General features: G+C 65.8%; 15 protein-coding genes and 2 pseudogenes. 5 read left to right on the forward strand and 12 right to left on the reverse strand.

Annotation, left to right across the window (positions count from 1 at the left end; genetic code table 11):
- Positions 1 to 55: 55 nt before the first annotated feature.
- The 4 genes from PDM28_RS10035 to PDM28_RS10050 form a co-directional block, all read right to left on the reverse strand.
- Positions 56 to 1,588, reverse strand: a complete 1,533-nt coding sequence (locus PDM28_RS10035; RefSeq protein WP_311181828.1) for a tryptophan halogenase family protein — start codon at positions 1,586 to 1,588, stop codon at positions 56 to 58.
- Positions 1,589 to 1,600: 12 nt separating this feature from the next.
- On the reverse strand, positions 1,601 to 2,620 hold the full coding sequence (locus tag PDM28_RS10040) for a cupin-like domain-containing protein (protein ID WP_311181829.1): 1,020 nt from the start codon (positions 2,618 to 2,620) through the stop codon (positions 1,601 to 1,603).
- A 3-nt stretch (positions 2,621 to 2,623) separates the two neighbouring features.
- Positions 2,624 to 3,364: a SapC family protein gene (locus tag PDM28_RS10045; protein ID WP_311181830.1), complete on the reverse strand. Its 741-nt coding sequence runs from the start codon at positions 3,362 to 3,364 to the stop codon at positions 2,624 to 2,626.
- Positions 3,365 to 3,431: 67 nt separating this feature from the next.
- Complete coding sequence (locus PDM28_RS10050; protein WP_425507589.1) at positions 3,432 to 6,530, reverse strand: TonB-dependent receptor; 3,099 nt, start codon at positions 6,528 to 6,530, stop codon at positions 3,432 to 3,434.
- A 309-nt stretch (positions 6,531 to 6,839) separates the two neighbouring features.
- On the opposite strand from PDM28_RS10050, the gene PDM28_RS10055 reads away from it, so the two are divergent.
- From PDM28_RS10055 to PDM28_RS10070, 4 genes are all read left to right on the forward strand, one after another.
- The gene (locus PDM28_RS10055) at positions 6,840 to 7,898 is read left to right on the forward strand and encodes a LacI family DNA-binding transcriptional regulator (protein ID WP_425507590.1); all 1,059 of its coding nucleotides are present in this window, start codon (positions 6,840 to 6,842) and stop codon (positions 7,896 to 7,898) included.
- Between the two features lie 118 nt (positions 7,899 to 8,016).
- Positions 8,017 to 9,024, forward strand: a complete 1,008-nt coding sequence (locus PDM28_RS10060) for a mechanosensitive ion channel family protein (protein ID WP_311181832.1) — start codon at positions 8,017 to 8,019, stop codon at positions 9,022 to 9,024.
- A gap of 166 nt (positions 9,025 to 9,190) precedes the next feature.
- Positions 9,191 to 10,231 (forward strand): YeiH family protein, encoded by a 1,041-nt coding sequence (locus PDM28_RS10065; RefSeq protein WP_311181833.1) that lies wholly within the window; start codon positions 9,191 to 9,193, stop codon positions 10,229 to 10,231.
- Between the two features lie 13 nt (positions 10,232 to 10,244).
- On the forward strand, positions 10,245 to 11,117 hold the full coding sequence (locus PDM28_RS10070) for a LysR family transcriptional regulator (protein ID WP_311181834.1): 873 nt from the start codon (positions 10,245 to 10,247) through the stop codon (positions 11,115 to 11,117).
- Between the two features lie 29 nt (positions 11,118 to 11,146).
- Here PDM28_RS10070 and PDM28_RS10075 read toward each other — a convergent pair whose 3' ends face one another.
- The 5 genes from PDM28_RS10075 to PDM28_RS10095 form a co-directional block, all read right to left on the reverse strand.
- The gene (locus PDM28_RS10075) at positions 11,147 to 11,863 is read right to left on the reverse strand and encodes a L,D-transpeptidase (RefSeq protein WP_102945029.1); all 717 of its coding nucleotides are present in this window, start codon (positions 11,861 to 11,863) and stop codon (positions 11,147 to 11,149) included.
- 157 nt (positions 11,864 to 12,020) lie between these two features.
- Positions 12,021 to 12,299, reverse strand: coding sequence for a hypothetical protein (locus PDM28_RS10080; protein WP_070206200.1), 279 nt, complete (start codon positions 12,297 to 12,299; stop codon positions 12,021 to 12,023).
- Between the two features lie 1,176 nt (positions 12,300 to 13,475).
- Positions 13,476 to 13,784, reverse strand: a complete 309-nt coding sequence (locus PDM28_RS10085; RefSeq protein ID WP_311181838.1) for a SymE family type I addiction module toxin — start codon at positions 13,782 to 13,784, stop codon at positions 13,476 to 13,478.
- A gap of 403 nt (positions 13,785 to 14,187) precedes the next feature.
- Positions 14,188 to 14,799: a hypothetical protein gene (locus PDM28_RS10090; protein WP_311181839.1), complete on the reverse strand. Its 612-nt coding sequence runs from the start codon at positions 14,797 to 14,799 to the stop codon at positions 14,188 to 14,190.
- A 114-nt stretch (positions 14,800 to 14,913) separates the two neighbouring features.
- On the reverse strand, positions 14,914 to 15,204 hold the full coding sequence (locus PDM28_RS10095; protein ID WP_311181840.1) for a putative quinol monooxygenase: 291 nt from the start codon (positions 15,202 to 15,204) through the stop codon (positions 14,914 to 14,916).
- Positions 15,205 to 15,319: 115 nt separating this feature from the next.
- Here PDM28_RS10095 and PDM28_RS10100 point away from each other — a divergent pair, with 115 nt between their 5' ends.
- Positions 15,320 to 15,850, forward strand: a complete 531-nt coding sequence (locus tag PDM28_RS10100; RefSeq protein ID WP_311181841.1) for a hypothetical protein — start codon at positions 15,320 to 15,322, stop codon at positions 15,848 to 15,850.
- A 143-nt stretch (positions 15,851 to 15,993) separates the two neighbouring features.
- Here the strand turns inward: PDM28_RS10100 and PDM28_RS19275 are convergent, their stop codons facing one another.
- From PDM28_RS19275 to PDM28_RS19285, 3 genes and pseudogenes are all read right to left on the reverse strand, one after another.
- Positions 15,994 to 17,286, reverse strand: coding sequence for an autotransporter outer membrane beta-barrel domain-containing protein (locus tag PDM28_RS19275; RefSeq protein WP_425507659.1), 1,293 nt, complete (start codon positions 17,284 to 17,286; stop codon positions 15,994 to 15,996).
- A gap of 15 nt (positions 17,287 to 17,301) precedes the next feature.
- Positions 17,302 to 21,896: pseudogene (locus PDM28_RS19280) on the reverse strand (beta strand repeat-containing protein); the annotation flags it as partial.
- Positions 21,897 to 22,022: 126 nt separating this feature from the next.
- A pseudogene (locus PDM28_RS19285) lies at positions 22,023 to 24,596 on the reverse strand (autotransporter-associated beta strand repeat-containing protein); the annotation flags it as partial.
- Between the last annotated feature and the right edge of the window lie 120 nt (positions 24,597 to 24,716).

Consider the following 24,716-nt stretch of genomic DNA (forward strand, 5'->3'; position numbering starts at 1 on the left):
CCCGTATGCTTCAAAAGGTAGCGCTACCAAATCCGGGCAACAACGCGCAGCTTCGCTACGCGGTCGCCATCCTCCGCGGCCAGACGTCCTCGGACGCCTTGCAGTAGCGCGCGATGAACTCGGCCTGCGACGGCATCGTCGCCACCGCCTGCTGGATCGGCTGGCGGATGCGCTGCAGCAGGGTGCGCAGGTCGTCGTCGCTGATCGCGCTGGCCAACGGGTGGGCGGGCCCGGGCTGGATGCCCTGTCCCATCAGCACGCTGGTCCAGGAGTCCACGCGGAACAACTCACCCGGGTCCTGCCAGGCGTGCGCGCGCTCCCGCCACGCGCGCAGGCGCACCGCCAGCGACTCGGGCAGCTCCATCTCGCGGGCGGCCTTCCACATCGGTTCGTCGCGCTGGGTGGCGTGGTAGTGCAGGATGATGAAGTCGCGCACGTGCTCCATCTCCTTCTGCCCGACGTCGTTGTACAGCGCCTGCAGGGTCGGCGTGATGCCATCGATCGGGAACAGCTGGATCAGGCGCACCACCGAGCTGATGGTGAGGTGGATGCTGGTCGATTCCAGCGGCTCGATGAAGCCACTGGCCAGGCCCAGCGCCACCACGTTCTTGTTCCAGGCCTTGAGCCGACGCCCGCTGCGGAACGGGACCAGCCACGGGTCGCGCAGCGGTTCGCCTTCGATGTCGCGCAGCAGCTTGGCCTGCGCTTCGTCGTCGGACATGTGGCGGCTGGAGAACACCAGGCCACAGCCCACGCGGTGCTGTAGCGCGATATGCCAGCGCCAGCCGGCCTCGTGCGCGATGGCGCGGGTATACGGCACCGGCGGCTTCACCGATTCGGTCTGCACGGCTACTGCGCGGTCGCTGGGCAGCCACTGGTTCCAGTCTTCGTAGCCGGTATGCAGGGTCTGCTCGGTGAGCAGGCCACGGAACCCGGTGCAGTCGATGAACAGATCGCCCTCCAGCACCTGGCCGTCTTCCAGTACCAGCGCCTGCACCGAGCCGTCATGCGCGTGCTGGCGCACTTCGCGGATCTTCCCTTCCACCCGGCGCAGGCCATTCGCTTCGGCCTTGCGGCGCAGGAACTTCGCGTACAGCCCGGCGTCGAAGTGGTAGGCGTAATTGACCTGGGGCTGGGTCTGCAGCGAGAACTGGTCCCCGCGCGAGGCCACGCTTTCCAGGCAGAAGTCGCCCAGGTCCGAGGACATGCCGCGGCGCTGGCTGTCCAGCCAGAAGTGGTGGAACGGCGTGGCCCAGGTGTTCTGCCCGATGGTGCCGAACGGATGGATGAAGCGGTCGCCGGGGCGACGCCAGTTTTCGAACGAGATCGAGAGCTTGAACGTGCCGGCCACTTCGCGCAGGAATTCCTGCTCGTCGATCTGCAGGAAACGGTGGAAGGTGCGGATCGGTGGCACGGTCGATTCGCCCACGCCGACGGTGCCGATCTGCTCGGACTCCACCAGGGTGATTTCGAGCTGGTCACGGAACTGGTGGGCGAGCGCGCAGCCGGCGAGCCAGCCGGCGGTGCCGCCGCCGGCGATGACGACCTTGCGGATCCGGCCCGGCGTGGTGGTGTTGGCAGCGTTCAAAGCGATCCCCTGTCAGCGGTTGAGTCGAGCGAGCAGCTGGGCGCGCGTGCGGCGCGACTGCAGTTCGTCGAACGGTGCCAGTTCGCCGCGGGCGGCCTCGGGCAGGTGCTGCCCGGCGCGCTCTGCGGGTCCAAATACGTAGTACTCAAAGATCTTCGCCCACGCCTGCTTCTCGCGCGGCGGCAGGTCGCGCAGCGCCCACAGGGCGTGCTGCAGGGCCGGCAGCGGCGAGGACAGGAAGCCAGGCACGCTGCGCCACCAGTAGTTCACCAATACGTTGAATGGTGCCAGGCTGCGCACGTGGTGCCACCACATGCTGGGAATGAAAATCGCATCGCCGGGTTCCAGTTCGGCGGTGACCGCGCTGGCCAGTGCGTCACGGAAACGAGGATGGCGTTTGAAATCCGGAGTGTCGAAATCCACCACGCTGACCACCTGGCCGCCCGGCGTAGGCTCAAGCGGGCCCGGATAGAGGTTGTCGATCTGCTCCGGCGGGAACAGGGTGAAGCGGCGACGTCCCACCGCACAGCAGGCCAGGTTGTCCGGCGTGTCGAAATGGCAGGACGCGGTGACCCGGTTACCGATCCAGATGCTGGCCGAGGCGTCGATGCCCTGCCCGGCCAGGCCGGCGTCGTTGTGCTCGGAGAAGCCCGGTAATGCCCGATCGATCAGCAGCGAAGAGATGTAGTACATGGGCGGCTGGGGATCGTCAACGTGACGCGCAATCTCCTCCAGCACCTTGCCCAGCACGCCACGGCGGACCTCGAAGTTCAACGCGGTGAAGTCGGCGTTGTAGAACGGACGGCCCTGGATGGCGGGTTCGCCATGGGAATACGGCACCGGCACGCCGGCGTCGAACCCACGCAGGTAGTCCATGGCGTCGTTGGTCGAGCGCAGCCCGGCCTGGACAAGGCCCCAGTCACGCACGACGCCGCGCAGCACCACGGGTTCGCCGGCGGCGACCAGCGCCTCCAGCGGCAGCGCGGCAGGCGCCAGCCCTTCCAGTGTCCGCATCGCCGCCCCGTCGGCCATCGCTCAGTTCCTGCCCTGCAGGCGCAGGCGGCGCTGTTTCTCGGCGATGAGCCGTCGCATGTTATGCAGCGAGGCAAGCATCAGATACGCACCTTCCAGGTAACCGGCGCGGTTGAGCTCGGCCAACGCGTCACCGTCCAGCGCGGCCAGGCGATCGCGGTCGACCGCGTGCAGGCCGTTGACGCCGACCCGATGCTCGGCGTCGATCTGCACGTCGAGCGTGACCGGCTGGATCAGCCCCTTGGCGTCCAGCATCGCAAACATCTCCGCGCCGAAGGCATGGCCATCGTTGATGCCGCGCAGCACGGTGGCGATGTGGTCGAGATACGGGGTATTGCCACCCTGCGGCAGGAACACCGGTTCGCCGGCGCTGTTGTTCACGCGCGGGTGATCCAGGTCCACGTGCAGCACCGCTTCGCGGGTGAGTTCGCCGTCTATGCGGTTTTCCTGGAACCCGATCAGGAACGGGCCCTTGGCCGCGGCCCCTGGCAGGTACGACGCGTTCCAGCGGCCCTCGTCCAGGTACAGGTTCTCGTGTTGTTCAAAGCCCAGCAGGACCACCGACTGCCATGCACCGGAGGCGGTGTCCCTGCGCAGGAAAATGGGGTATTCGCGCTGCAGCTCGGCGAACTCGCTCGGGTACGCCGGCACCATGCCGACCGCGTCGCCGAATTCAGGCCCGAAGCCGGTCGCCACGCGCAGGTCGCGGTGGGCGATGTTGTTGAGCATTTCGTAACGCGGCATGTGTAGTCCAATCCCAGCAGGAGCCTGCACGGGTGCCGCTGCCCAAGCAACGGCACCCGTGACCTGTTCAGAACCTGTAACGAACGCCAAGCATGTAACGCGGATCCTGGTCAGCCAGCTTCACCATCATCTGCGAGGTGCGCGAACGCCACCGCACGTCCTCGCCCGTCAGGTTGATGGCTTCCAGGCTGAACGACCAGTTGTCATTCAGCGTATACCCCACGCTGAGATCCCACTGATCGTACTCTTCCACATAGTACGGGTTTCGGCTCGACCCCTGGTTGGCCAGGATCAGGTACTGGTCGCGCCAGTTCCAGGCCAGGCGGACCGACCAGCCATACTTTTCGTACATCAGCATGGCGTTGGCGGTGTCGCTCAGGCCGGTCAGCGAGAACTGGTCGACGTTCGGGTCGCCCGCATCGTTGTAGCCGACGTCACCGTTGACGATGGTGTAGTTGGCCAGCACGCCGAAGCCGGTGTCGCCGAAGAAGTACTGCCCACCCAGTTCCCAGCCATGCAGCTTGGACTGGTTCTGGTTGATCGGACGGTTGACGTTGAACTGGTACAGCGGATCGTCCGCCTCCCCGTACAGGTCGTAGGCCGCCTCGGTCGCCAGCACCTGTGCGTCAGTGCCGTTGTAGGCGCCCAGCCCGGCCGGATTGTTGCGCAGCAGCGCCAATGCGGTGAACAGGGAGGTGTCATTGGCCGAGCAGGCCGCCGCGTTGGCCGGACCCACCTGGGTGATACAGGCGCCACTGGTCAGGAACCCCAGCGCCGCCTGTGCGTCCGGCCCGGAGGTCGGGTCGCGCAGGCCGTACAGGTTTTCCTGCACGATGGTGTTGCCGATGAAGTTGTCGACCTGCTTGTTCCAGTAGGTCACCGACACATAGCTGGCATCGGCGAAATACCACTCCAGAGCCAGGTCCAGGTTGTCCGATTCCAGCGGCTTGAGCGCCGGGTTCTGCGCCGTGCCACTGGCCCGCGAGGACGGGTCGATCAGCACCGAACCGAACGGCTGCTGTGCGGTCGGTCCGGCGTACAGGTTGCCGATCGGCGCGCGCGCGATGCTCTTGCCGAAGGAAATGCGGCCCTTCAGGTCGTCCAGGAGGTCGATGCTGAAGTCCAGGTTCGGAAGGATGTAGCTGTAGCTGGTCTTCTCGGTGAAGGGCTGCTTGTCGTCGGACAACAACACGCGGAAGTCGTTGTTGGCCTGCCACTGGATGGACTCGGGCGTGGCGATGATCGAGGTCGAGACCACGTCGGTGGTTTCGTAGCGCACGCCCAGGCGTGTATTGGTGCGGTGGCCGCCCAGGTCGCCGTCCAGCTCGATCTGGACATAGGCCGAATTGGTCTTTTCTTCGACCCGGTTGTCGGCGGCATTCTGCGGACTGACCCCCAGGTTGGCGCCGTAGTACTGGCCCGCCCACTGGGCCAGGCGGCCGGCGTCGCCACGCCAGGCGCTGAAGCTGTTGACGTTGAAGTCGTCGAACATGCCGACGATGTTCACCGGCTGCAGCAGATCCATCAGGCCGTTGGCCACGTCGCCATTGACGTTGGCCACGCCCCAGTCACCCAGGGTGTTGTAGTTTTCCGCGGCCTGCAGGCGGTGCGTGGTCTGCTTGCTGGAGTCCACGCCGAACTGGAAGCGGCCCGCGTCGAAGGCCCACTCACCGTCCACGCGACCCTGCTTGATCTCGCTGATCTGGGTCTGCGAGTTGATGCGCAGCACCTGCGAGCCGATCTCACCCGGCACGAAGCCCGCGTTGACCACGCCATTGGTCTTGGCGATGGCGTCGGCGGCCGTCGGATACCAGACCTGGGTGCCGACCGGCAGGCCGTTGTTCCAGACCATTTCCTGCACGTAGGTGCCACCGCACTGCGGACCGGTGGTGCAGTTGTTGGTGCCGGCGATACTGGAGAAGATGGAGCCACCGCCGGTGAGCGGATCGTTCGGGCGGCTCTCGTTCTTCGAGTCGTGGCCGTCGAAGCTCAGCTTGAAGCGGTCGGTGATGTTCCAGGTGGCATTGAAGCCGAGCGAACCCAGCTTGTACTTCTGCATGCTGCGCTGCTGCTCGAGCCCGAAGTCCTTGGTGCCGGCGATTTCGCGGATGTAGATCGGCGTGGCGACCGCACCGCTGGTGTCGAACACCACGTCGGTGTAGTTGCTGTTCTGCAGCCACATGCCCTGCTCGCCACGATTCTCTTCGATCTCGTTGGTCGAGTAGGTGTAGTCCAGGGTCAGCGTGACCGCGTCGGTCGGTGCGAACTGCAGCACCGCCTGGCCATTGATGCGCTCGCGCTCGAAGTCGGCGAAGGCATAGCGCAGGTCGTTCGGGCGCCCGTACAGCGCGCCGATCGCCGGTGCATTGGTCACGGTCGGGTTGCCGGGCATGGTCCCGGTCCACGGCTGGATGTTCCAGTAGTTGTTGGTGGCCTGTACCGAGCCGCCCTTGCGCTTCTGGTAGCTCGCGCTGACGCCTACGCCCCAGGTCTTGTCCGGGTTGGTATAGCTGAAGATACCGGACAGTTCCGGGGTGATGTCGTTGTCGAACGGCTGGCTCTGGTCGGAGACGATCTTGGCGCCGGCGCTGGCCACGGTGCCCTCATGGTCGAACGGGCGACCGGTGAGGATGTTGATGGTGGCGCCGATACCGCCGCTGGGGACGTTGGCCTGGCTGGTTTTGAACACTTCGATGCCGTTGACCGCTTCGGCGGCCAGCTGCGCGAAGTTGAAGGCGCGGGTACCGCCGTCCACGCCGCCGATGGCGACCTGTCCTGCCGCACCGAATGCGTCGGCACCGGGCATCTGGCGGCCGTTGAGGGTCACCATGTTGAACTGCGGACCAAAACCACGCGCGGTGACCTGTGCGCCTTCACCATCGCGACGCTCGATCGAGATGCCGGTGATGCGCTGCAGGGACTCGGCCAGGTTGGTATCGGGGAACTTGCCGATGTCTTCGGCACTGATCGCGTCCACCACGCCCGCCGAGTCGCGCTTGATATCCATCGCCTGGCTGAGGCTGTTGCGGATACCGGTGACCTGCACCGTGTCGAGCTGGGTCGGCGTGCTCTGGGTCTGCTGAGCGGTCGTGGCCGGTGCCGGCGTCGACGCGTCCTGTGCAAAAGCGGGATTGATGACCAGGACGCCACCGACGAAGGTGAACATGGCCCGGGACGTTAGTTTCGCCAGCTTGCGGCTCATGCGTGAGCCCTCAGGTCTGGGGTACGACGGAAAGCACAAGCGCTCATGACTCTCCCCTCTGACATACGATCGAATGGATGTACTTCGCACCACGCCAAGGGCGCGGTGGGACCTCGAAATCGCTTGCAGTTGCCAGAACATGCGCGTGGTAAATGGGGGAATCTCCGCTGGCCTTACCCCGGCTCAGTGGTAGCGCTACCATCGCGTCAGGGCGCAGACTAATCACTCCGTCACACCGTTGTCATCATGCAACGCAGCAAAGGAGACCGGTCCTTGAGGAACACCCCCAAAGCGGTGCGTCGCAAAGGCAGCGCCGTCACCATCGACGAGGTCGCGGCGCATGCCGGGGTTTCGGCCATGACGGTTTCGAGGGTCATCAACGGCCACACCGGCGTGCGTGAGGGAAACCGGGAACGGGTGCTGCGCAGCGTGCAGGAACTGGACTACCGGCCCAACCTGGCGGCCAGCGCATTGGCCGCCGCGCAGCAGACCTGCATCGCGCTGATCTACACCAATCCCAGTTCCAGCTACCTGCGCGAACTGCTGGTCGGCGCCCTGCGCGGCTCCACCCGGGCGGCAGTGCAGCTGCTGATCGCGAGCTGGGATGAATTGGGGCCACGGGCACGCCGGGAGGCGGCACGGAGCCTGGCCAGCCGCGTCGCAGGCGTGATACTGCCGCCGCCATTATGCGAGTCCAAGGCCATCGTCGATGCATTCGTCAACGCCGGCATCGCCGTGGTCGCCATCGCCTCCGGCCACTTCAGCGGCCGCATTTCCTGCGTGCGCATCGACGACCGCCACGCAAGCCGCGATATCGTGGAACATCTGATCGCGCAGGGCCATCGCCGCATCGGCTACATTGCCGGCGACCCCAACCAGACCGCCAGCGCGCAGCGCTCGCAGGGCTACCGTGACGCCTTGGTCGATGCCGGCATCGGCTACGACGAGGCACTGGTCTACGCCGGTCACTTCACGTACCGGTCGGGCCTGGAGGCCGCGCAGCAGCTGCTGTCACTGCCCTGCCCGCCCAGCGCCATTTTCGCCAGCAATGACGATATGGCGTCTGCGGTGGTCTCGGTAGCGCATCGTCGTGGCCTACAGGTGCCGGGCGACCTGTCCGTGGTCGGTTTCGATGACACCTCGGCCTCGACCATGGTCTGGCCGGAAGTCACCACCATTCACCAGCCGGTAGCGGAGATGGCCGACGCCGCGATCGACATCCTGCTGGGCGAGATCAGGCGCACGCCCGGCGCGCGGCAGAACATCGTGAACCATGTACTGCCCCACCAGTTGGTCCTGCGCGCGTCAGTGCAACCGCCGGGCCGCCCGTAGAAACCCACTGGCGTCGACCGTACTTTTACGGTCGACGTGCGTTGGGAGCCCGTCGATAGTAGCCAGCACAGGCTTCGTTGCCCTACTCCGCTTCACCAACGCGAGGCGGCCCAGGATCATGAGATATCTGCATAAGCTCCAGGATGCGCTGGCGTTCGAGCCGCTCGCGATGTTCGGCTGGCATCTCAGCGTGGGCGACGCGCTCGCCGGCGTAACAGCGGTGCTGGTCACCTTGCTGATCGCAGGCGTGTGTCGGCGTGCGATCAATCGCTACGGCCGCCGCCACCCGGACGCCAACCAGGCAGCCCTGTACACCTTCTCGCGATTGCTTCACTACGCCATCCTGGTGGCCGGCGTGCTGATCGCCCTGCAGGTGGCCGGGTTGCCGCTGAGCCAGTTCGCGGTGTTTACTGGGGCCATCGGGGTGGGGCTTGGCTTCGGCATGCAGGCCATCTTCAGCAACTTCGTGTCGGGGCTCATCCTGCTGTTCGATCGGTCGTTGAAGGTCGGCGACTTCATCGAGCTGGACAAGGACACGCGCGGGGTCGTCAAGTCGATCGATATCCGCTCCACGTTGATCACGACCAACGACAACATCGACATCCTGGTTCCCAACTCGGAATTCGTGACCAAGCGGTTGGTGAACTGGACCCATGGCTCGGTCAACCGGCGGGTCCGGATTGCATTTGACGTAGACATCGACGTGGACAAGGAGCGGGTGAAGAAGGCAGCGCTGGATGCCGCCGCGCAGGTTCCCTTTACGCTGGCCACGTCGGGACCCAAGCGGCCGCAGCTCTGGTTGGCGGGCGCCGAAGGGAGCGTAACGAACTACGTGCTGGCGGTGTGGCTGACCGAAGCGGCGTCACGCAGGAACTCCGCGGTGCGCGCCGCTTATCTGTGGGAGCTCGACAGCGCGCTGAAGCGACACGGCGTACTGAATACCCTGCCCCGGCGCCAGGTTGTGATCTCTACCCTGAGCTCTCCTGCGTCCGACAACCTTGGCCACGTTGACGCGGACCCAGCCAGGGAACCTGAAGCACTGACGCCGGAAGAACGCCAGGCATTGTCCGTCAACGATGCAAAGGAAGAGGCGCAGCGCGAGTCCAAAGGCGAAGCGCCCACGTAGTGCCGGCCGCTGGCCGGCTCGCCTTTCGGTTGGAGTCGCCTGGAGCCGGCCGGCGGCCGGCACTACATGCCATGCCTTTTTGGCATGGATCATCTACGTTAATTGTATTGGATGCATATCGAAGCGGAGCGCAGACTGATCCCGTCTCAGCATGGCTGCTCACGAAATGCATGTCCCTCGCTCTCTCACACATCCCTCCCGTTGGATCGGCAGCCATGCCGCCGGTCTGCTGCTGACCGCGGCTGTCGCGGCGGTTGCCTTGGTGCTGGGCCATTGGCTGCCCCTGGTTGGCGGCCCGGTCTTCGGCATCGTGCTGGGCATCGTGGTCAAGAACACGGTCTCGCCCGGCAGCCGCTTCGACGCCGGCATCCGTTTCGGCGGCAAGCAGGTCCTGCAGTGGTCGATCATTGCCCTGGGCTTCGGCTTGAGTCTGGGCGAAGTGCTCAAGACCGGCATGGAATCGTTGGCGGTGACGCTGGTGACCGTCACCGTTGCCTTCCTGAGCGCTTGGGTGCTGGGCCGGTGGTTGCGCGTGGAAGGCAAGCTCACGGTGCTGATCGGGGTCGGTACGGCCATCTGCGGCGGCTCGGCCATTGCCGCGGTTACGCCTATCCTCAAGCCGGACGACCACGATACCGCCTTTGCCATCTCCACGATCTTCCTGTTCAACCTGGTGGCGGTGCTGTTGTTCCCGCTGCTGGGCCACCTGATGCAGATGAGCGACCAGGGGTTTGGCCTGTGGGCCGGTACCGCGATCAACGACACCTCCTCCGTGGTGGCCGCCGGTTACGCCTACAGCGACCTGGCCGGCGGTTACGCCACCATCGTCAAGCTGACCCGCTCCACGCTAATCATCCCGATCTGCCTGGTGCTGACCGTTGTCATGGCCACGCTGGCCAAGCGGCGCAGCGCGGGTGGCACCGACGCCGGCACGTTCAAGCTGGCCGCGATCTTTCCCTGGTTCATCCTGTGGTTCCTGGTCGCCTCGGGCGTTCGCTCGGCCGGCTGGGTGCCAGCCGCCGCACTTCCGGTGCTGCACCTGCTGGCGGAAGTGCTGATCGTCTTCGCGCTTTCGGCCATTGGCCTGTCCGCGAACCTGCGCCGCATGGCCGCTACCGGCGTGCGTCCCATCCTGCTCGGGCTGGGCGTCTGGGTCGCAGTGGCGGTCAGCAGCCTGATTGTGCAGTACTTTATCGGGCAGCTCTGACCACTTCGCGCGCATGAACCTCCATCACCTGGCCATCTTTCACGCCATTGCCGAGACCGGCAGCATTTCCGCCGCGGCCCTGCGCGTGCATGTCTCCCAGCCTGCTCTGTCGCGGGAGCTCAAGGTGTTCGAGGCGCGTTTGGGTGTGGTCCTGTTCGAGCGACAGTCCCGTGGCATGCGCATGACCGAACCGGGCAAGGTGCTGCACACCTATTCCACGCGCCTTTTCGCCGTGGCCGACAGTGCGCAGGCGGCCATGCGCGATTTCGCGGACGCTCGCGCCGGTCAGCTCTCCATCGGCGCCAGCAATACCATCGGCACCTATGTGCTGCCCCGCTACATCGCCGAGTTCCGCAAGGCCTTTCCGCAGGTGGGCATCTCCCTGTTTGTCGGCAACACCGAGCAGGTTGCGCAGGGCGTCGCAGATCTACGCTTCAGCGTGGGATTCATCGAAGGCCCGATCCGGGTCGAGGGAGTAACCACAAAGGCCTTCAGCCGCGATGAGCTGATTCCCGTAGTAGGCGCGGAGCACCCGCTCGCGACGCGCAAGCGCGCGGCTCCGACAGACATCAACGGGCTTCCGTTGCTGATGCGCGAACCCGGCTCCGGTACCCGCGAGCTGATCGCAGACCTGCTGCAGGCGCTCGGTGTACAGACCGGCAGCATCGTGGAATTCGGCAATACCGAGGCGCTGAAACAGGCGGCTATCCACGGCGGCGGCATCGCCTGGCTGCCCACCATCAGCGTGACGCGTGACCTGGAAGAAGGCACCTTGGTGCGGCTGCCGGTGAAAGCATTGGCCTTGCAACGACCGCTCAGCATCATCCGCCGCGAGGGCGCCTGGCAGGCGCCTGCGATGGAGGCATTTCTTGAGATGGTGCGGTAGCCGAAACCGGTTCGGCTGCGCATGAAGAGTTACGGCGAAACGCCGTCCTGTGCGTCGGCACGTTCACGCCGGGGGCGCTTGCCTTCAGTGTGCTGCGCGGTGGCCTGGCTCTTCGCAAATTCCGGGAAGACCTTGGAAATCTCGGTCTCCTCCGGCAGCACGTAGAACAGCCCGCCCTTCTCGAACGTCGGCTTGATCACCTTGGCATAGAACTCGGGATCGACATTGATGCAGCCGTTGGTAATGCGGTTGTCGTCCGGCTCAGGCGATGCCAGTCGCGCGGGGCGACGTTCCGACTTGACCCCGGTTGCCGTGGGATGGATGGACACCGCCGTATCGAAGTCCATCCACAGGACCCGCCCGGTGTCCATCGAAGGGCCGTAGCCGCCGACGAAACTGCCCGCCGGGGTGGTGCGCTGGCCCTTTGGAATATCCTTCAATGCATATTTGACGACGCCGGGGTCTGAGCGGTCACCCTTATCCGAACCGAACAGCGCAGGCGCCGCGCCCTTCAGCTTGCCGTCGCCGCCAAACACCAGGATCTGTGCGTTGACCTTGTCGATGACGGCAAATGGATAGCCAGCCGTGTCCTTGCTCGCCTTGACCCAACCGGCCAGGTCGATCACCGTTTGGGAAACTTCCTGCCCGGAGGGCAGCATGTCCACCGCGTCGGCGGAGTGGTCGGCCTCGATGGAGGGCTCTTCCTGGGCGAACGCCGCGCCGGAACATGCCAAAGAAAGTGCCAGCGCCAGAGCGCTACAGGTAGCCCGGAGGGAAGGATGCAGGGACATGGTAATGGGGGATTCCTTGAAGCAACTGCGGGGTCAAGCAGAGAAGCCGGTGGCCAGAAACGGCCACCGGGTCCCGGTTTCTAAAATTGTATTACGTGTTACCCAACAGGAATCAGCCGCGCGGCTGACGCTTGGTGGTGGTCGGCTGGGACTCGAGGCGCTGGAGGCGACCCTCGATCTGGTCCAGACGCTGGTTGGCCTGCTGTGCGGACTGGTTGGCCTGGTCTGCACTCTGGGCCGCGCTGTTCACCTTGGTGTCCAGCGAGTCGAGGCGGGAGTTGATGGTTGCGAACTCTTCTTTGTAGCTGGCGCAACCGGCAAGGCTCAGGCCTGCAACGAGTGCGACGACGACTGTGCGAGCAGTTGCCAGGTGGTTCTTGTTGATGTTCATTCCACTTCTCCTTTCGTCTGGGACGTCGGAAATATTGCAGACTTGAGCGGTTTTTTGCCGGAGCCAAGACCCCGCATGTAGCTTGCGTTGGGTTACGTAGATGAACTGTGAAGGCGTCGGTTTTAGCCAGATTCGGCAAACTCTGCAAAATTGTTCCCCCGCGTCAATCCGGCCAGAGGGGGCAAACGGGCTCGCTTTCTCCCAAAAAACCGGGCAAAGCAACCATGGGCATCAATCGCCTCGCCGCTCTTCTTGCAGAAAATTAACAAGTAGGGCTGCTATCTCGTGGGCGGATATCAGACCAGCCCGTTTGACGGTGGCGGCCCATCGATCCGCAGCCGTGACAGTTGGACGGATGTCATATTGTTCCGAGAGCTCACGAATAAATGCCGCGACGTTCTTGGTGGGAATTGTGAGCGGCGGCTTTGTCGCCGGTTCGTTCATTGGAAAACTCTGCAGCGGACCAGGTCGAACCTTGTCGAAATCAGGCCGATTTTTCTCCAAACCGAATCCGGCGTGACGCTCTCCCTTATAGCCCCCTCCTCCACCGCCATGACCAGCAACTCCCAAGGCGCCTCTTCAAGCAGAGTGCAAACGTGCGCAATGTATGATTGAGGAACCTCGCCATTTGCAAGTGCGCAGGACAGTTCTGACTCGGGAATCTCGGTCTTGTAGGTTACGCTCGCTGATCTGGCAGCCATCCACACCGCTCGCTTTGGCGTACTGTGAAGTATCAGCGGGCCTTCAAGGCCCAATCGAAGCAGATTTCCTACCTTGCGCAGGTGCTCGATATAGACATCCGTGGCGCCATCACTCTCGAATCGGTTGAGGCTGTTCAGCGTTACATCCCTTGGCCAGGGTGCAACGCTTCCTGCAGTAGGTCTCGTCGGGCTCGTCGCTTTTGAGTCGCCTGCCTTCAAGAAGGTAGAACGTCATTGGCAACTACGCGTCCTGGGTTTCAGTGGCTGTCAACGCCGCCGGTTTTCAAGGAAGAAGGTCTGGCGGCGTTTGCAGAGTTTCAGCGTGCATTGGACAGAAACCTGCTACGGCTGGTGACGTAGCCAGGGCGCGAAACACTGACCGAGATAAACGTCTCTTGACCGCGCCGAAGCAGCGCGGGTGTCAGTCGAAGCCGCCGTAGAGCCGGGCTCTGCCCGGCGGCTTCCTGGTCGCAAGTCATGCAGCAGCGTTGGCCGAATCGCAGATGCGCTTCAGCACCACCGACACCTGGGCAGCGGCTGTCTGCTGGGTCGAAAGCACAATGACGCCGGGCTTCGTCTCCACATAGAGACGCGTACCCGGTTTGATGCCCAGCGCATCGATCCAGAGTCCACGCAGTTTCACGCACGGAATGGGCGGGCAACCGGGAAAAGTTTCAAGGCTGTCGTGATGCAGCGCGTTGGTCATCACGCTCTTGGGCTTGCGCCACCAGAGCTTCTGATGGGCGGTCACGCCGGGAGGCGTGTTGGGCGAATGGCTGGACATGGTGAACCTCCATTGAGAAACATCCCTCGCCGGGATGGCGAGGGAGTCGGGAGGTTAAGAACCGTAACAAGACCGGCGCGACGTATTTCCACGAGGGTGTTGTATTTCGTCACCCTCCCAACGCAGAGTCCATCGTGTTGCATCTTGTTAGGAGTTCTTACGCTCCGAAGTGCCACCATGTCGCGGGGATCAGCATAGCTAAAGAAGATTCTCTCTTATGAATTTCAAGTTCTGATTGGCGTTCTCAATACACCAGGCTAATGGCGTCAGAATCAGAAAATTCCGTGCGACGAAGCGCATTTCCAGTGGGAGTGCGGTCACGAAACGCGAGCGGGCCCGACCAGAAAAACTGGTCGAGCCCGTGCATGTGAGTGACGCGATCAGCGCTGGATGCGCGCTGGCATCAGGGACTGTCGCGACGAATGGCCAGCGCGACCGCTTCAGTATAGGAAATCTTCACCAGGTCGCCGCGCTTCACGCTGGGCAGCTTGGCGCGCAGGTCGGGCCGCTCAACCGCGATGAGCTGGGTGTTGCCGCTCGCGCCCCGGAGCGCAATCGTATTTCGGTCCGGATTGACGGCCGTCACCTCGGTCACGATCTCGATGGTATTGGAGCGTGCCCCGCCCGGCTTCTGACCCGGCACCGGCACGGTCTTGGCCTGCGACTTGGTTACGCCCACCGGCGCGCTACCGGCCGGCTCCAGAGCCAGTGCGACAGCGGCCTTGTAGTCCAGGGTGACCCTGTCGCCCACTTTCAGCTGGTTGAAATTGCGTACTTCGGGCCCGGCCACGAACTCCACGGCGCCGCCGTCGGTGCCAGTCACGGTGACGGCACGTGTCTGGGTGTTCAGCGCGGTGATCTGCCCCTGCAGGGTGACCCCGGCGGAGGCGGCGTTGACCGGGGCAGGCATGGCGCGGGCGGCGGGGGCCGCCGCCGGCTGCGCCGCGTGGGCTGCGCCAGCGGCCAAGGCAGCAGTAATGAGGATGACGGATGAAGACAACATAGCGACGCGCATGGAGGACTCCAGGACGACGGCCGGATGGCCGATGAACCGTCATTGCATCAGCTGCCCTACCCCGGCGCCCCCGTACAACTACTGGGCGGTGATCAGAAAACTTACCGCACCACCCTATATCCCATGACCCCCGACCGGCTCGGTCTCGAAACGCTCGCCAAATCCCGTGATGTGCGGCCGCGCCTGGGCGATGGCCTGCTGTACCGAAGGCAGCGCCAGGGAAGCGCGGTGCTGCTCTGCGCTGTCCCATGCCTCTGTGATCCAGATCGCATTCTCGTTCGACGGATCGCGCGCGACTATGTAGCTGCGGCAACCCGGCATCGCCTCTGTTCCCCGCAGCAGGATGTCGATTACCACATCGCGCTGGCCGGGTTCCGTGAGCATTTTGCCAATCAGTCCGTACATGGGAGCCGCCTGCGCAGTTAAATTGGGGTCCATTGTGCTCGAAGTCCGGATGGGTGCGCACGTCCTGCTCTGGTATCTTCACACTTCGTCTTCCTGAACTGGATGCGTCACCTTCATGGATCGAATCAACAGGCTGTTGCTTGGCCTGGTGCTGGCAACCATTGCCACACCCGCTGCTGCCTCCGATTTCAGGGGCTTCTTCTCGCTGTTCCTCGCCGCGCCGTTTCTGGCCGGTGTCATGTTCTTTGCCGCCTTCATCCTGGCCCGCCGGGCGAGCGCCAGCGCCTCGGGACTGCGGCGTTTCGCGCCCTTGGCCCTGCTGGTGCCGGCGTTGATGCTGATGTCCTTGATATGCCTCGTGTTCTCGACCTACGCGCTGGTTGCGTTTCCACTGCTGTGCATCGCGCTGTTCCTGCTTTCCAGCAGGATCTGGTTTAACCCGGTCGGGCGGGTCTCGATCTGGTTTCCGCGTGTGCTTGCGTTGCTGGCGGTTGCGGCGGGCGCGTTCATGGCCTGGGATATGCACCTCGTGGTCAAGGATGGGATGAAGGCGGAGGAAGGCGTGGCGGTTGTGATGTTGGGGGCGGTGTTTTTCATGTCTTTGGGGGCTTGTCTGTTTGCGGGGCGGCGGCCGGCGGGGCGTTGAAGGGGCAGAAAAAGTGACGGGTCGCCGGCATCGCCAGGAGCCGGCCAACGGCCGGCACTACCGGCAAAGTCAAAGGCAAAAGCAAACGCAAACGAAAAGGCCCCGCATTGCGGGGCCTTTGTTTTCCACCGGGGCGCGGTGGCTTAGAAACTCCACCCCCAGGTCAACTGCGCGCCGTACGCGGTTTCGCCGTCACCACTGGCGCCCTGCAGCATCATCGAGAGGCGGCTGGCCTGCGAGGTCTGCAGGCTTATGCCGAACTCGCCCACTGCCGCATTCTCGGCCAATGCGACGCTGCGCACCTCGAAGCCGCTTCCGGCCGCCATGCGCATGGTGCGGCTGAGGTCCGTGTCGCCGAAGGCGTGCTGCCAGCCCAGGCCAGCTTCAAGCCGGGCACGCTGGCCCAGGTCCCAGGCCGCACGCACGCCCAGCGTGGCGCTGGTGTAGTCGTCGCGCTGACTGTCCGCGGAAAGCGCAGCAACGCCGCCCTGTTCGGTGAAGCCGTCGGTCTTGAGACGGGTGTGGGTGACGTTGAGGTACGGGGTGTAGCGGGCCGAACCGGCTTCGAAGGTCCAGGCCGCTTCCACGTACCCGCTGATGGCCTGGGCGTCGTAGTCGGCGTTCAGCCGCTCATCGAGGGTGCTGCCGATGGTGACCTGGCGGCGGCTCTCGATATCGTAGTCCGCGTAATCCACACCACCGGTCAGGCTGAAGCGGCCCCAATCGGCCTGGGCATACAGCCCGACGTGATTGGCGTCGATGTCAGCCGTGTCGTCATACTCGCGCGACCAGCTTTCCATGTCTTGGCGACCCACCGAGATACCCGCAACCACGTTCTCGCCGAAGCGGCGGTCGATACCGGCCATGACGCCTTCATCGCGGGTGCGCAGGCCCGGCATGCCGCCACTCGGGTCGATCCGGCGCGGCAGCGCACGGGCACTGAACCATGCGGTGTTGGCGCCCACTTCGCTGGTGAAGGCCTGTCCACGCAGGCGCTGACCGACGCCGTCGGTGAGGAAGCGGTTGTCCAGCAGCGACACCGCCGTGTTGGCATGGCTCTCACCCGACAGCGCACTCAGCGCCTGGGTCACCGCCCCCGGCGAATCAGGCAGCAGGATCACCGCGTTGAACACCGGGCTGGTGACCGGCAGCGTTTCGATCGCGCCGCCCACGGACACCTGGTTCGGGGTTTCGCCCTGCGAAGGCACCGTGGTGCCGTCGCGTTCCAGGGTCAGCGACAAACCTCCGCCGCCAGCGGTAACCGACGGGTCGAGGAAGGCAAATTCGTCGGTTACCTGGCTGAAGTTGCCGGTGACGCCGCCGCCCGCATTGGCAATGCTGATCGGCGAGCCGACCGGCAAGCGGTCACTGTGGTCCAGCTGCAGCGTAGCGCCCGGGTCGATCTGCAGCTTGCCGCCGATGCTGACCGGAACCACGGTGCCACCGCTGGTGGGCGTGATCTGCCAGGTGGAGCCGCCGTGCACTGCGGCATCGCCCACCACGGTAAGCGAGCCTTCGTCGCCGCCACTGAGCAGCGTGCCGGACACATCGAGCGAGCCGATGCTTCCGTTGCCGAACAGCGTGCCGCCGTTGCCCACCACCACCGGACCGCCCAACGCCGCGCCGGGCGTGGCGGGGGTGCCCACGCCCAGCGCGCCCGCGCTGACCGTAGTGGTGCCGGTGAAGTCGGCACTGTTGCCGCTGAGCAGCAGCGTGCCGCCACCGGTCTTGTCCAGGCTCCCGTCGCCCGAGAGCGTACCGGCATAGGTGCCGTTGGCGGCCTGGTCGAACACCACTGCTGCATTGTTGGCGATGTTGCCCTGCAGGCTGCTGGTGTTGCCGATCAGCGTGCCGGCGTCCACCGTGGTGCCGCCGCTGTAGCTGTTGCTGCCGACCAGGGTGAGCGCGCCTTCGCCCTCCTTTGTGAGCGCACCGGTGCCGGAGATCGCACCGCTGAAGGTACCGTCCTCGCCCTGGTCGAAGACCAGGCTGGCGTTGTCGACGATGTTGCCCTGCAGGCTGGTGGTGTCGCCGACCAGCGTACCGGCGCTGATGGTGGTGCCACCGCTGTAGCTGTTGATGCCGGCCAGGCGCAGCACGCCGAAGCCCTGCTTGGTCAGCGTGCCGCTGCCGCTGATGCTGCCGGCGAAGGTGTCATCGTCGCCCTGCTCGAACACCAGGTTGGCGTTGTCGACGATGTCGCCCTGCAGGCTGGTGGTATCGCCGAGCAGCGTACCGGCGTTGATGGTGGTGCCACCGCTGTAGCTGTTGGCGCCGGTGAGGGCCAGCGTGCCGCCGCCCTGCTTGACCAGCGAGCCATTGCCACTGATGACGCCGGCATAGGTACCGCCGCTGCCCTGGTCGAACACAAGTGCGGCGTTGTCGGTGATGTCGCCCTGCAGGCTGTCGGTGTCGCCGATCAGCGTGCCAGCCGCGACGGTGGTGCCGCCGCTGTAGCTGTTGGCGCCCGCCAGCCGCAGCGCGCCGCCGCCCTGCTTGGTCAGGGTGCCGCTGCCACTGATGCTGCCGGTGAAGGTGCCGTCGTCGGCCTGGTCGAAAATGACGGAACTCTCATTTGCGATGCCACCCTGCAGGCTGGCGCTGTTGCCTACCAGGGTGCCGGCGTTGACCGTGGTGCCGCCGCCGTAGCTGTTCGTTCCGGTCAAGGTCAGCGTGGTATCGCCGTCCTTGACCAGCCCACCGCTGCCCGCGATGTTGCCGGCCAGGGTCAGGTCATTGCTGCCGACCAGGTTGAGCGTGCCGTCGAGCGCGATGTTGTTGGCGAGCTGCGCGGCAGCAGTGGTATCCAGCGCGGTGCCGTCGGCGGCACTGAGCGTACCGGTGCCCAGCGCCTGCGCGTTGCCCAGCAGTAGCGTGCCGGCCTGCAGTGCGGTGCCGCCGCTGTAGGTATTGGCCGCATCCAAGGTAAGCGTGGTGTCGCCCTGCTTGACCAGCCCACCGTTGCCGCTGACCACGCCCGCCAGGGTGAGGTCGTTGCTGCCGGCCAGCGTGAGCGCGCCGTTCAGGGCAACTGCATTGGCCAACGTCATGGCCTCGCCGGTGTCGAGCGTGCTGCCATCGGCTGCAGTCAGCACGCCGCTGCCAATCGCCTGATCGTTGCCGAGCACCAGCGTGCCACCGGACAGCACAGTGCCGCCGCTGTAGGTGTTGATGCCGTCGAGGATGAGGGTGCCCGAGTCACGCTTGTCGAGGCTGCCACTGCCCACCAGCGGCAGGCTCAGCGTGGCGGTCACGCCGGGATCGACGCGCACGGCCGTGGGGAGCGCATTGAGCTGGAGTTGGCCGTCTGCCCCTGCGACCAGGTTGTAGTCGTCACGGGTGAACTGCAGGCCGGTGATGGCCTGGGTGCCGACCACGTCAACAACGCCACCGGCTTCGCCACCGAACACCGCGAAGCCCTGGTTCCAGGCCGCATTGTCCGCGCCGGCCTGGTCGGTCCAATGCGTGCCGTCGTCCCAGGTACCGGCGCCGCCCTGGATGACACCGTCGCCATCCACTTCGGTGCCATCCCAGAACTGCACAGTGCTGCCGCTCGCCGACACCACCAGGTTGACCTGCTGGCCCACGGCGGTCTGCACCAGCAACTGGCCCGGCAGCACGGCGACCGGGAGCGAGCCCAGCGACAGGCCGTTGTTGGTCAGCGCGCCGGTGGAGTCGATCAGGCGGTACACGCCATCGCCGAAGCCACCCAGATCCGTGACGTTGAGCGTTCCGTCGAGTGCGAGGTCGCCGTTCACGGCGAGCACGCGGGTATCGCTGGGTACGCCGAGCGCCGCGTCGAGGTTCGAGCCCGCGTCGAGCGCGAGGCTGCCGGTGGTGAGGGTCTGGCCGCTGCGCAGGCCCAGGCGACCGCCCGCGCCGACGGTGACCGGTGCAGTGACGCTTCCGGCGCCGGACAGGGTAGCCCCGCTACCGACATTGACCCCGGCCGACGCCAGCGTGCCATCCACCTGCAGCGTGCCGCCACTGACCTGCGTGGCGCCGCCGATGGCGCTGTTGCCACCGAGCGCCAGCGTGCCGGTGCCGATCTTTTCGAGACTGCCGGCGCCGCCGAGGGTGCCGTCGAAACTGCCGGACCCGTCATTGCGACCCAGCTGCAGCGTGCTGCCGGCCGCCAGGTCGACCGCACCGCTGCCGCTGATGACATCCAGCGCACCACTGTTGAGTCCCAGCGTGGCACCGCTGGCCACGCTGGCCTGCGCCACGTTGCCCAGCGCGGCGGCGTCGGCCAACTGCAGGCGTCCGGCCTGCACGTCGAAGGCGCCGCCGAGGGTATTGGCGCCGGACAGGGTCAGTTGCCGCTGCCCCCCTTGGCCAGGCCTGCGTTGCCACTGAGGCTGCCACTGAGCAGCAGGTCGTCTGCGGTGTTTACTGCGAGGGCTGCGCCAAGGTCGATCGCATTGGTGAGGTTCATGGCGCCCACGTCAGCCAGCGTGGAGGCGCCGGCGACGCTGAGCGTGCCGCCCCCCAATGCGGTGTCGCTGCCGATCGACAACGTACCGGCGTTGAGGGTGGTGCCGCCGCTGTAGCTGTTGGCGCCGGTGAGCGCCAGCGTGGAGGTTCCGTTCTTGACCAGCGCGCCGGCGCCGTCAATCGACCCGGACAGCGTGAGGTCGTTGCTGCCGGCGAACGTAAGCCCGCCGTTCAAGGTCACGGCGTTGCCCAGCGCCACGGCATTGCCGCTGTCGAGCGTGCCGTTGGCCACGATCAGCGCGCCGGAACCCAGCGCATCGGAGGCGTCAACGCGCACGGTGCCGTCGTTGAGCTGGGTGCCGCCGGCATAGCTGTTCGGCGAACCCAGGGTCAGCGTGGCCGCGCCGTTCTTGACCAGGCTGCCAGCGCCGCCGACGGCGCCGGAAAGAATGAGGTCATTGCTGCCGGCAATCGACAGCGCGCCGGCCAGATCCACGGTGTTGCCCAGCGCCAGCGCGGTGCTGGCATCGAGCGTGGTCCCGTCGGCGGCTGACAGCTGGCCGGCGCCGATGGCCTGGCCATTGCCCAGGATCAGGGTGCCGCCATTGAGTTGGGTGCCACCGGCATACGTGTTGGCGCCGTTGAGTACCAGCGTGCCGGACTCCAGTTTCTGGAGCGCGCCGCTGCCGACCAGCGGCACATCGAGCACTGCGGTCGCAGCCGCGCCTACGCGCACGGGGGTGGGTGCACCGTCGAGCTGCAGCTGGCCGTTGGCGCCCGCTACCAGCTGGTAGCCATCGATGGCGAACTGGAGGCCACGGGCCGCCTGCGTGCCTTCCACCGTGACCACGCCCGCCGAAACACCGCCGAATACGGCAAAGTCGTTGGCCCAGCCGGCATTGACCAGCCCCTCAGCGCCGGTCCAGTTGGTGTCGCTGCCCCAGGTGCCGGTGCCGCCTTCGACCAGGCCATTGGCCACTGTCTGCGTACCGTCCCAGAACTGCACGACCTCACCGGGCGCAGAGACCACCAGATTGATCTGCTGCCCGATGGCGGTCTGCAGTGCGAGCTGCGGCAGCGTGACGCCCGCCGGCAGGGTGCCGTAAAGCAGCCCGTTGTTGGTCAGGGCGCCGGTGTAGTCGATGAGCCGGTACACGCCACTGCCGAAGCCGCCGACGTCGCTGATATTGAGCGTGCCGTCGAGGGTGAGATTGCCGTTCACTGTAAGCAGGCCGTCACCGGGCACGCCGAGTCCGGCGTCGATGATCGAGCCGCCGGAAAGCGATAGATCGCCTGTGCTGAGCGTACTGCCGCTGGTCAGGCCGAGGCGACCGCCGTCGGCGATGGTGACCGGCGCGGTGATGCTACCGGCACCGCGCAGCGTGGCCCCATTGGCCACGTTGAGCGCCGTGGTTGCCAGGCTCCCGGCGACGTCGAACACCCCAGCGGTCACCGTGGTGCTGCCGCCCAGACTGCCGGTGCCGGCCAACTGGAACACGCCGCTGCCGATCTTCTCCAGGTTGCCTGCGCCGGTGAGCTGGCCGCCAAACACGCTGCTGGCGTCGTTGCCGCCGACCTGCAGGTTGGCGCCGGCCCCGATGCCGAGCGTACCGTCGCCGCTTACGGCCGCCAGGCTGCCACCACCGGCGAGGGTAAGCCCTGCCCCGCCCGCGATGATGACGCTCTGCGGCTGTCCCAGCGCACCGGGCGTGGCCGCCACGACCTGACCCACCTGGATGTCGAGATTGCCGTTGAAGGTGTTGTCGGCCTGCAACTGCAGTTCGCCTGCGCCGGTCTTGACCAGGTCGCCCGCCCCGCTGATCACCCCGCCCAGCGCCAGGCTGTCGGCGTTGTCGATGGTCAGCGCAGCGCCCAACGCGATCGCGTTGCCGACGCTCAGTGCGGCCCCGGTCGCCAGCCGCGAGGCGCCCTGTACGTTCAGAGCGCCGGTACCGAGCGCGCCGTTGTTGCCAAGCTGCAGGGTGCCCGCGTTGAGCGCAGTGCCGCCTGCATAGGTGTTGGCGGCGTTGAGCGCGAGCGTGGCCGCGCCGTCCTTGACCAGCCCGCCGGCACCATCGATCACGCCGCCCAGCGCGAGATCCTGGTTGCCGAGTACGTTGAGCGAGGCATTGAGTTGCACGGCGTTGCCGACGGCAACGGCCTGGGTGGCGTCCAGCGCCGCCGCACCGCTGACCAGCAGTGCGCCACTTCCCAGTGCACTGTTGCTGCCGAGCAGCAGGCTGCCTGCACCCAGCGTGGTGCCGCCGCTGTATCCATTGTTGCCGCCCAACGTGAGGGCGGCCGCACCGGTCTTGACCAGCGCGCCAGTGCCGTTGATCGGGCCACCCAGCACGAGGTTCTGGCTGCCCGGAAGATTCAGCGCGGCATTGAGCTGTACTGCATTGCCCAGCGAGACCGCCTGCGTAGCGTCCAGCACCGAGGCGCCGGCCACGGTCAGCGCGCCGCTGCCCAATGCCGTGTTGCCCCCCACCTGCACGGCGCCCCCGTTGACCGTGGTGCCGCCGCTGTAGGTGTTGTTGCCGGTGAGGGCCAGCGTGCCGGTGCCGAGCTTGGTGAGGCTGCCGGTCCCGGCGATGGTGCCTGCCAGGGCCAGCGGGTTGCCGCTGGCACCGACGCCGAGCGGACCGCTAAGGTTGATCGCGTTGCCGAGGCTCAGCGCAGCGGTGCCGTCGAGCTGGCCTCCGCTTGCGTTCAACGCACCGCTTCCCATTGCCGCGTTGTTCCCCAGTACCAGCCGTCCTGCACTGATCGTAGTGCCGCCGGTGTAGGCGTTGGCGCCGGTCAGGGTGAGATCCGCTGCGCCGGTCTTGACCAGCCCACCGGCGCCGCTGAGCGGTCCGGTCAATGTGAGTGCACCCGTGCCCGGCAGGGTCAAACCAGCATTGAGGGTGAACGCATTGGCAAAGGTCAGGGCGCCCGCATTGGACAGGCTGCCGCCGTTGACCGTTACCGCACCGGTGCTGAGCGCGGTGCTGTTGCCCAGTGCAATCGTGCCGGCGTTGAGCGTGGTGCCACCGGCGTAGGTATTGGCGCCGGCCAGGGTGAGCACTCCGGTGCCGTTCTTGGTCAACGCGCCGGTGCCGCCCACAGGGCCCGCGAAGGTCAGGCTGTTTGCGCCCTGCACGGCAAGTCCGCCCGCGTCGAGCCGGATCCCGTCGCTGGGCGCGAAGCTCAGGCCGGACGTGGTGGCTTCAAGCGCACCGCCGTTGCCGACGATCTGCCCGACGAACAGACCCGCGTTGCCGGTGAGCAGCGCGCCGCCATTGAGCTGCCCGACAGCGAATGTCCGGGTGCCGGTCAGGGTCCAGCTGCCGCTGCCCACCCGCAGGGTGTTGAAGTTGATGTAGCGGTCACTTTCCAGCACGCCTGTGCCGCTGGCACCCGCGTTGCCGGGATTCTGCAGGGCCAGTGTGTTGTTGCCGCCGCGGCCGCCGTCGACCACGCCGGTGGGCGCGAAATACAGCAGCCCGCCCGGCCCCAGCAGCTCCAGCGCGCCACCGCTGCCAGTGAAGGTGGAGCCGGTGACGGCGGTAAAGGTGTTGGTGCTGTTGGCACCCAGCGACACGCTGCCGTTGATGTTGCCGCTGTTGACGAAGGTGTTGCCTGCTGCCGAGGCCTGGAAAGCGATCCGCCCGTCGATGTTGCCGCTGTTGACCATGTTCACGCGGCCGCCGCCGCTGACCGCCACCACCGGAATGTCCGACCCCAGCAGGTTGACCCCGATCAGCGGCTGGCCGCCCATGATGCCGGCGTTGTTGATGTTGACCGTACCGTTGCTGGCGGTCGTGGCGCGCAGCGCCAGGCCGGTGAAATCAAGCAGGCTTACATTGGCGAGCGCGCCAGTGCCGTACATGCGGCCGCCGGCCAGGTTGTTCACGGTCACCTGGGTGGCGGTGCTGTTGCCCACCACGGTACCGCTGCTCAGCAGCGAAATCAGGCCGAGCAGCGAAGGATCGATGTTGCCGGCATTGTTGAGCGTGACGTTGTCGCCGGTGAGCTGCAGCGCGGTGCCGCCGATGCCGAGCAGCACGCCGATGCTGGCACCGCTTTGCACGTTGACGGTGAGATTGCTCGCCGAGGATGCATAGGACGGAGCCAGCGGATTGGCGGCACCCGTGCAGGTGACGATCGCCCCATTTGTCGTACACGCGGCCTTGGCGGTTGGTATTGCGGTGACCGCTGACATTGCGAGCAGCACAGTCAGTACGCTGACGCCCAGTGGATGGCGCCGAAGCCGCGGAGAACGGGAAGGAACCACCTGGACGCCGCGCTTCACTCGTACCTGTTGCATCGCATTTCTCCAATGAACGACAGGCACAGTCGTGCCTGGGGGACTTCAATAGGGAATCAGCGGGCCGTGCCGCCGTCGCGAGGTATGAGCAGTGTTGGAAACGTCGTCCGGTGCGCTCGC

This window comes from Stenotrophomonas aracearum (genome assembly GCF_031834615.1).
GTDB lineage: Bacteria > Pseudomonadota > Gammaproteobacteria > Xanthomonadales > Xanthomonadaceae > Stenotrophomonas > Stenotrophomonas aracearum.

Bases quoted from the DNA above. Each gene is read 5' to 3' on its own strand.
- PDM28_RS10040 (WP_311181829.1), bottom strand. From the start codon at position 2,620: ATGGCCGACGGGGCGGCGATGCGGACACTGGAAGGGCTGGCGCCTGCC.
- PDM28_RS10045 (WP_311181830.1), bottom strand. From the start codon at position 3,364: ATGCCGCGTTACGAAATGCTCAACAACATCGCCCACCGCGACCTGCGC.
- PDM28_RS10050 (WP_425507589.1), bottom strand. From the start codon at position 6,530: ATGTTCACCTTCGTCGGTGGCGTCCTGGTCATCAATCCCGCTTTTGCA.
- PDM28_RS10060 (WP_311181832.1), top strand. From the start codon at position 8,017: ATGAGATATCTGCATAAGCTCCAGGATGCGCTGGCGTTCGAGCCGCTC.
- PDM28_RS10065 (WP_311181833.1), top strand. From the start codon at position 9,191: ATGCATGTCCCTCGCTCTCTCACACATCCCTCCCGTTGGATCGGCAGC.
- PDM28_RS10070 (WP_311181834.1), top strand. From the start codon at position 10,245: ATGAACCTCCATCACCTGGCCATCTTTCACGCCATTGCCGAGACCGGC.
- PDM28_RS10080 (WP_070206200.1), bottom strand. From the start codon at position 12,299: ATGAACATCAACAAGAACCACCTGGCAACTGCTCGCACAGTCGTCGTC.
- PDM28_RS10085 (WP_311181838.1), bottom strand. From the start codon at position 13,784: ATGTCCAGCCATTCGCCCAACACGCCTCCCGGCGTGACCGCCCATCAG.
- PDM28_RS10090 (WP_311181839.1), bottom strand. From the start codon at position 14,799: ATGCGCGTCGCTATGTTGTCTTCATCCGTCATCCTCATTACTGCTGCC.
- PDM28_RS10095 (WP_311181840.1), bottom strand. From the start codon at position 15,204: ATGTACGGACTGATTGGCAAAATGCTCACGGAACCCGGCCAGCGCGAT.
- PDM28_RS10100 (WP_311181841.1), top strand. From the start codon at position 15,320: ATGGATCGAATCAACAGGCTGTTGCTTGGCCTGGTGCTGGCAACCATT.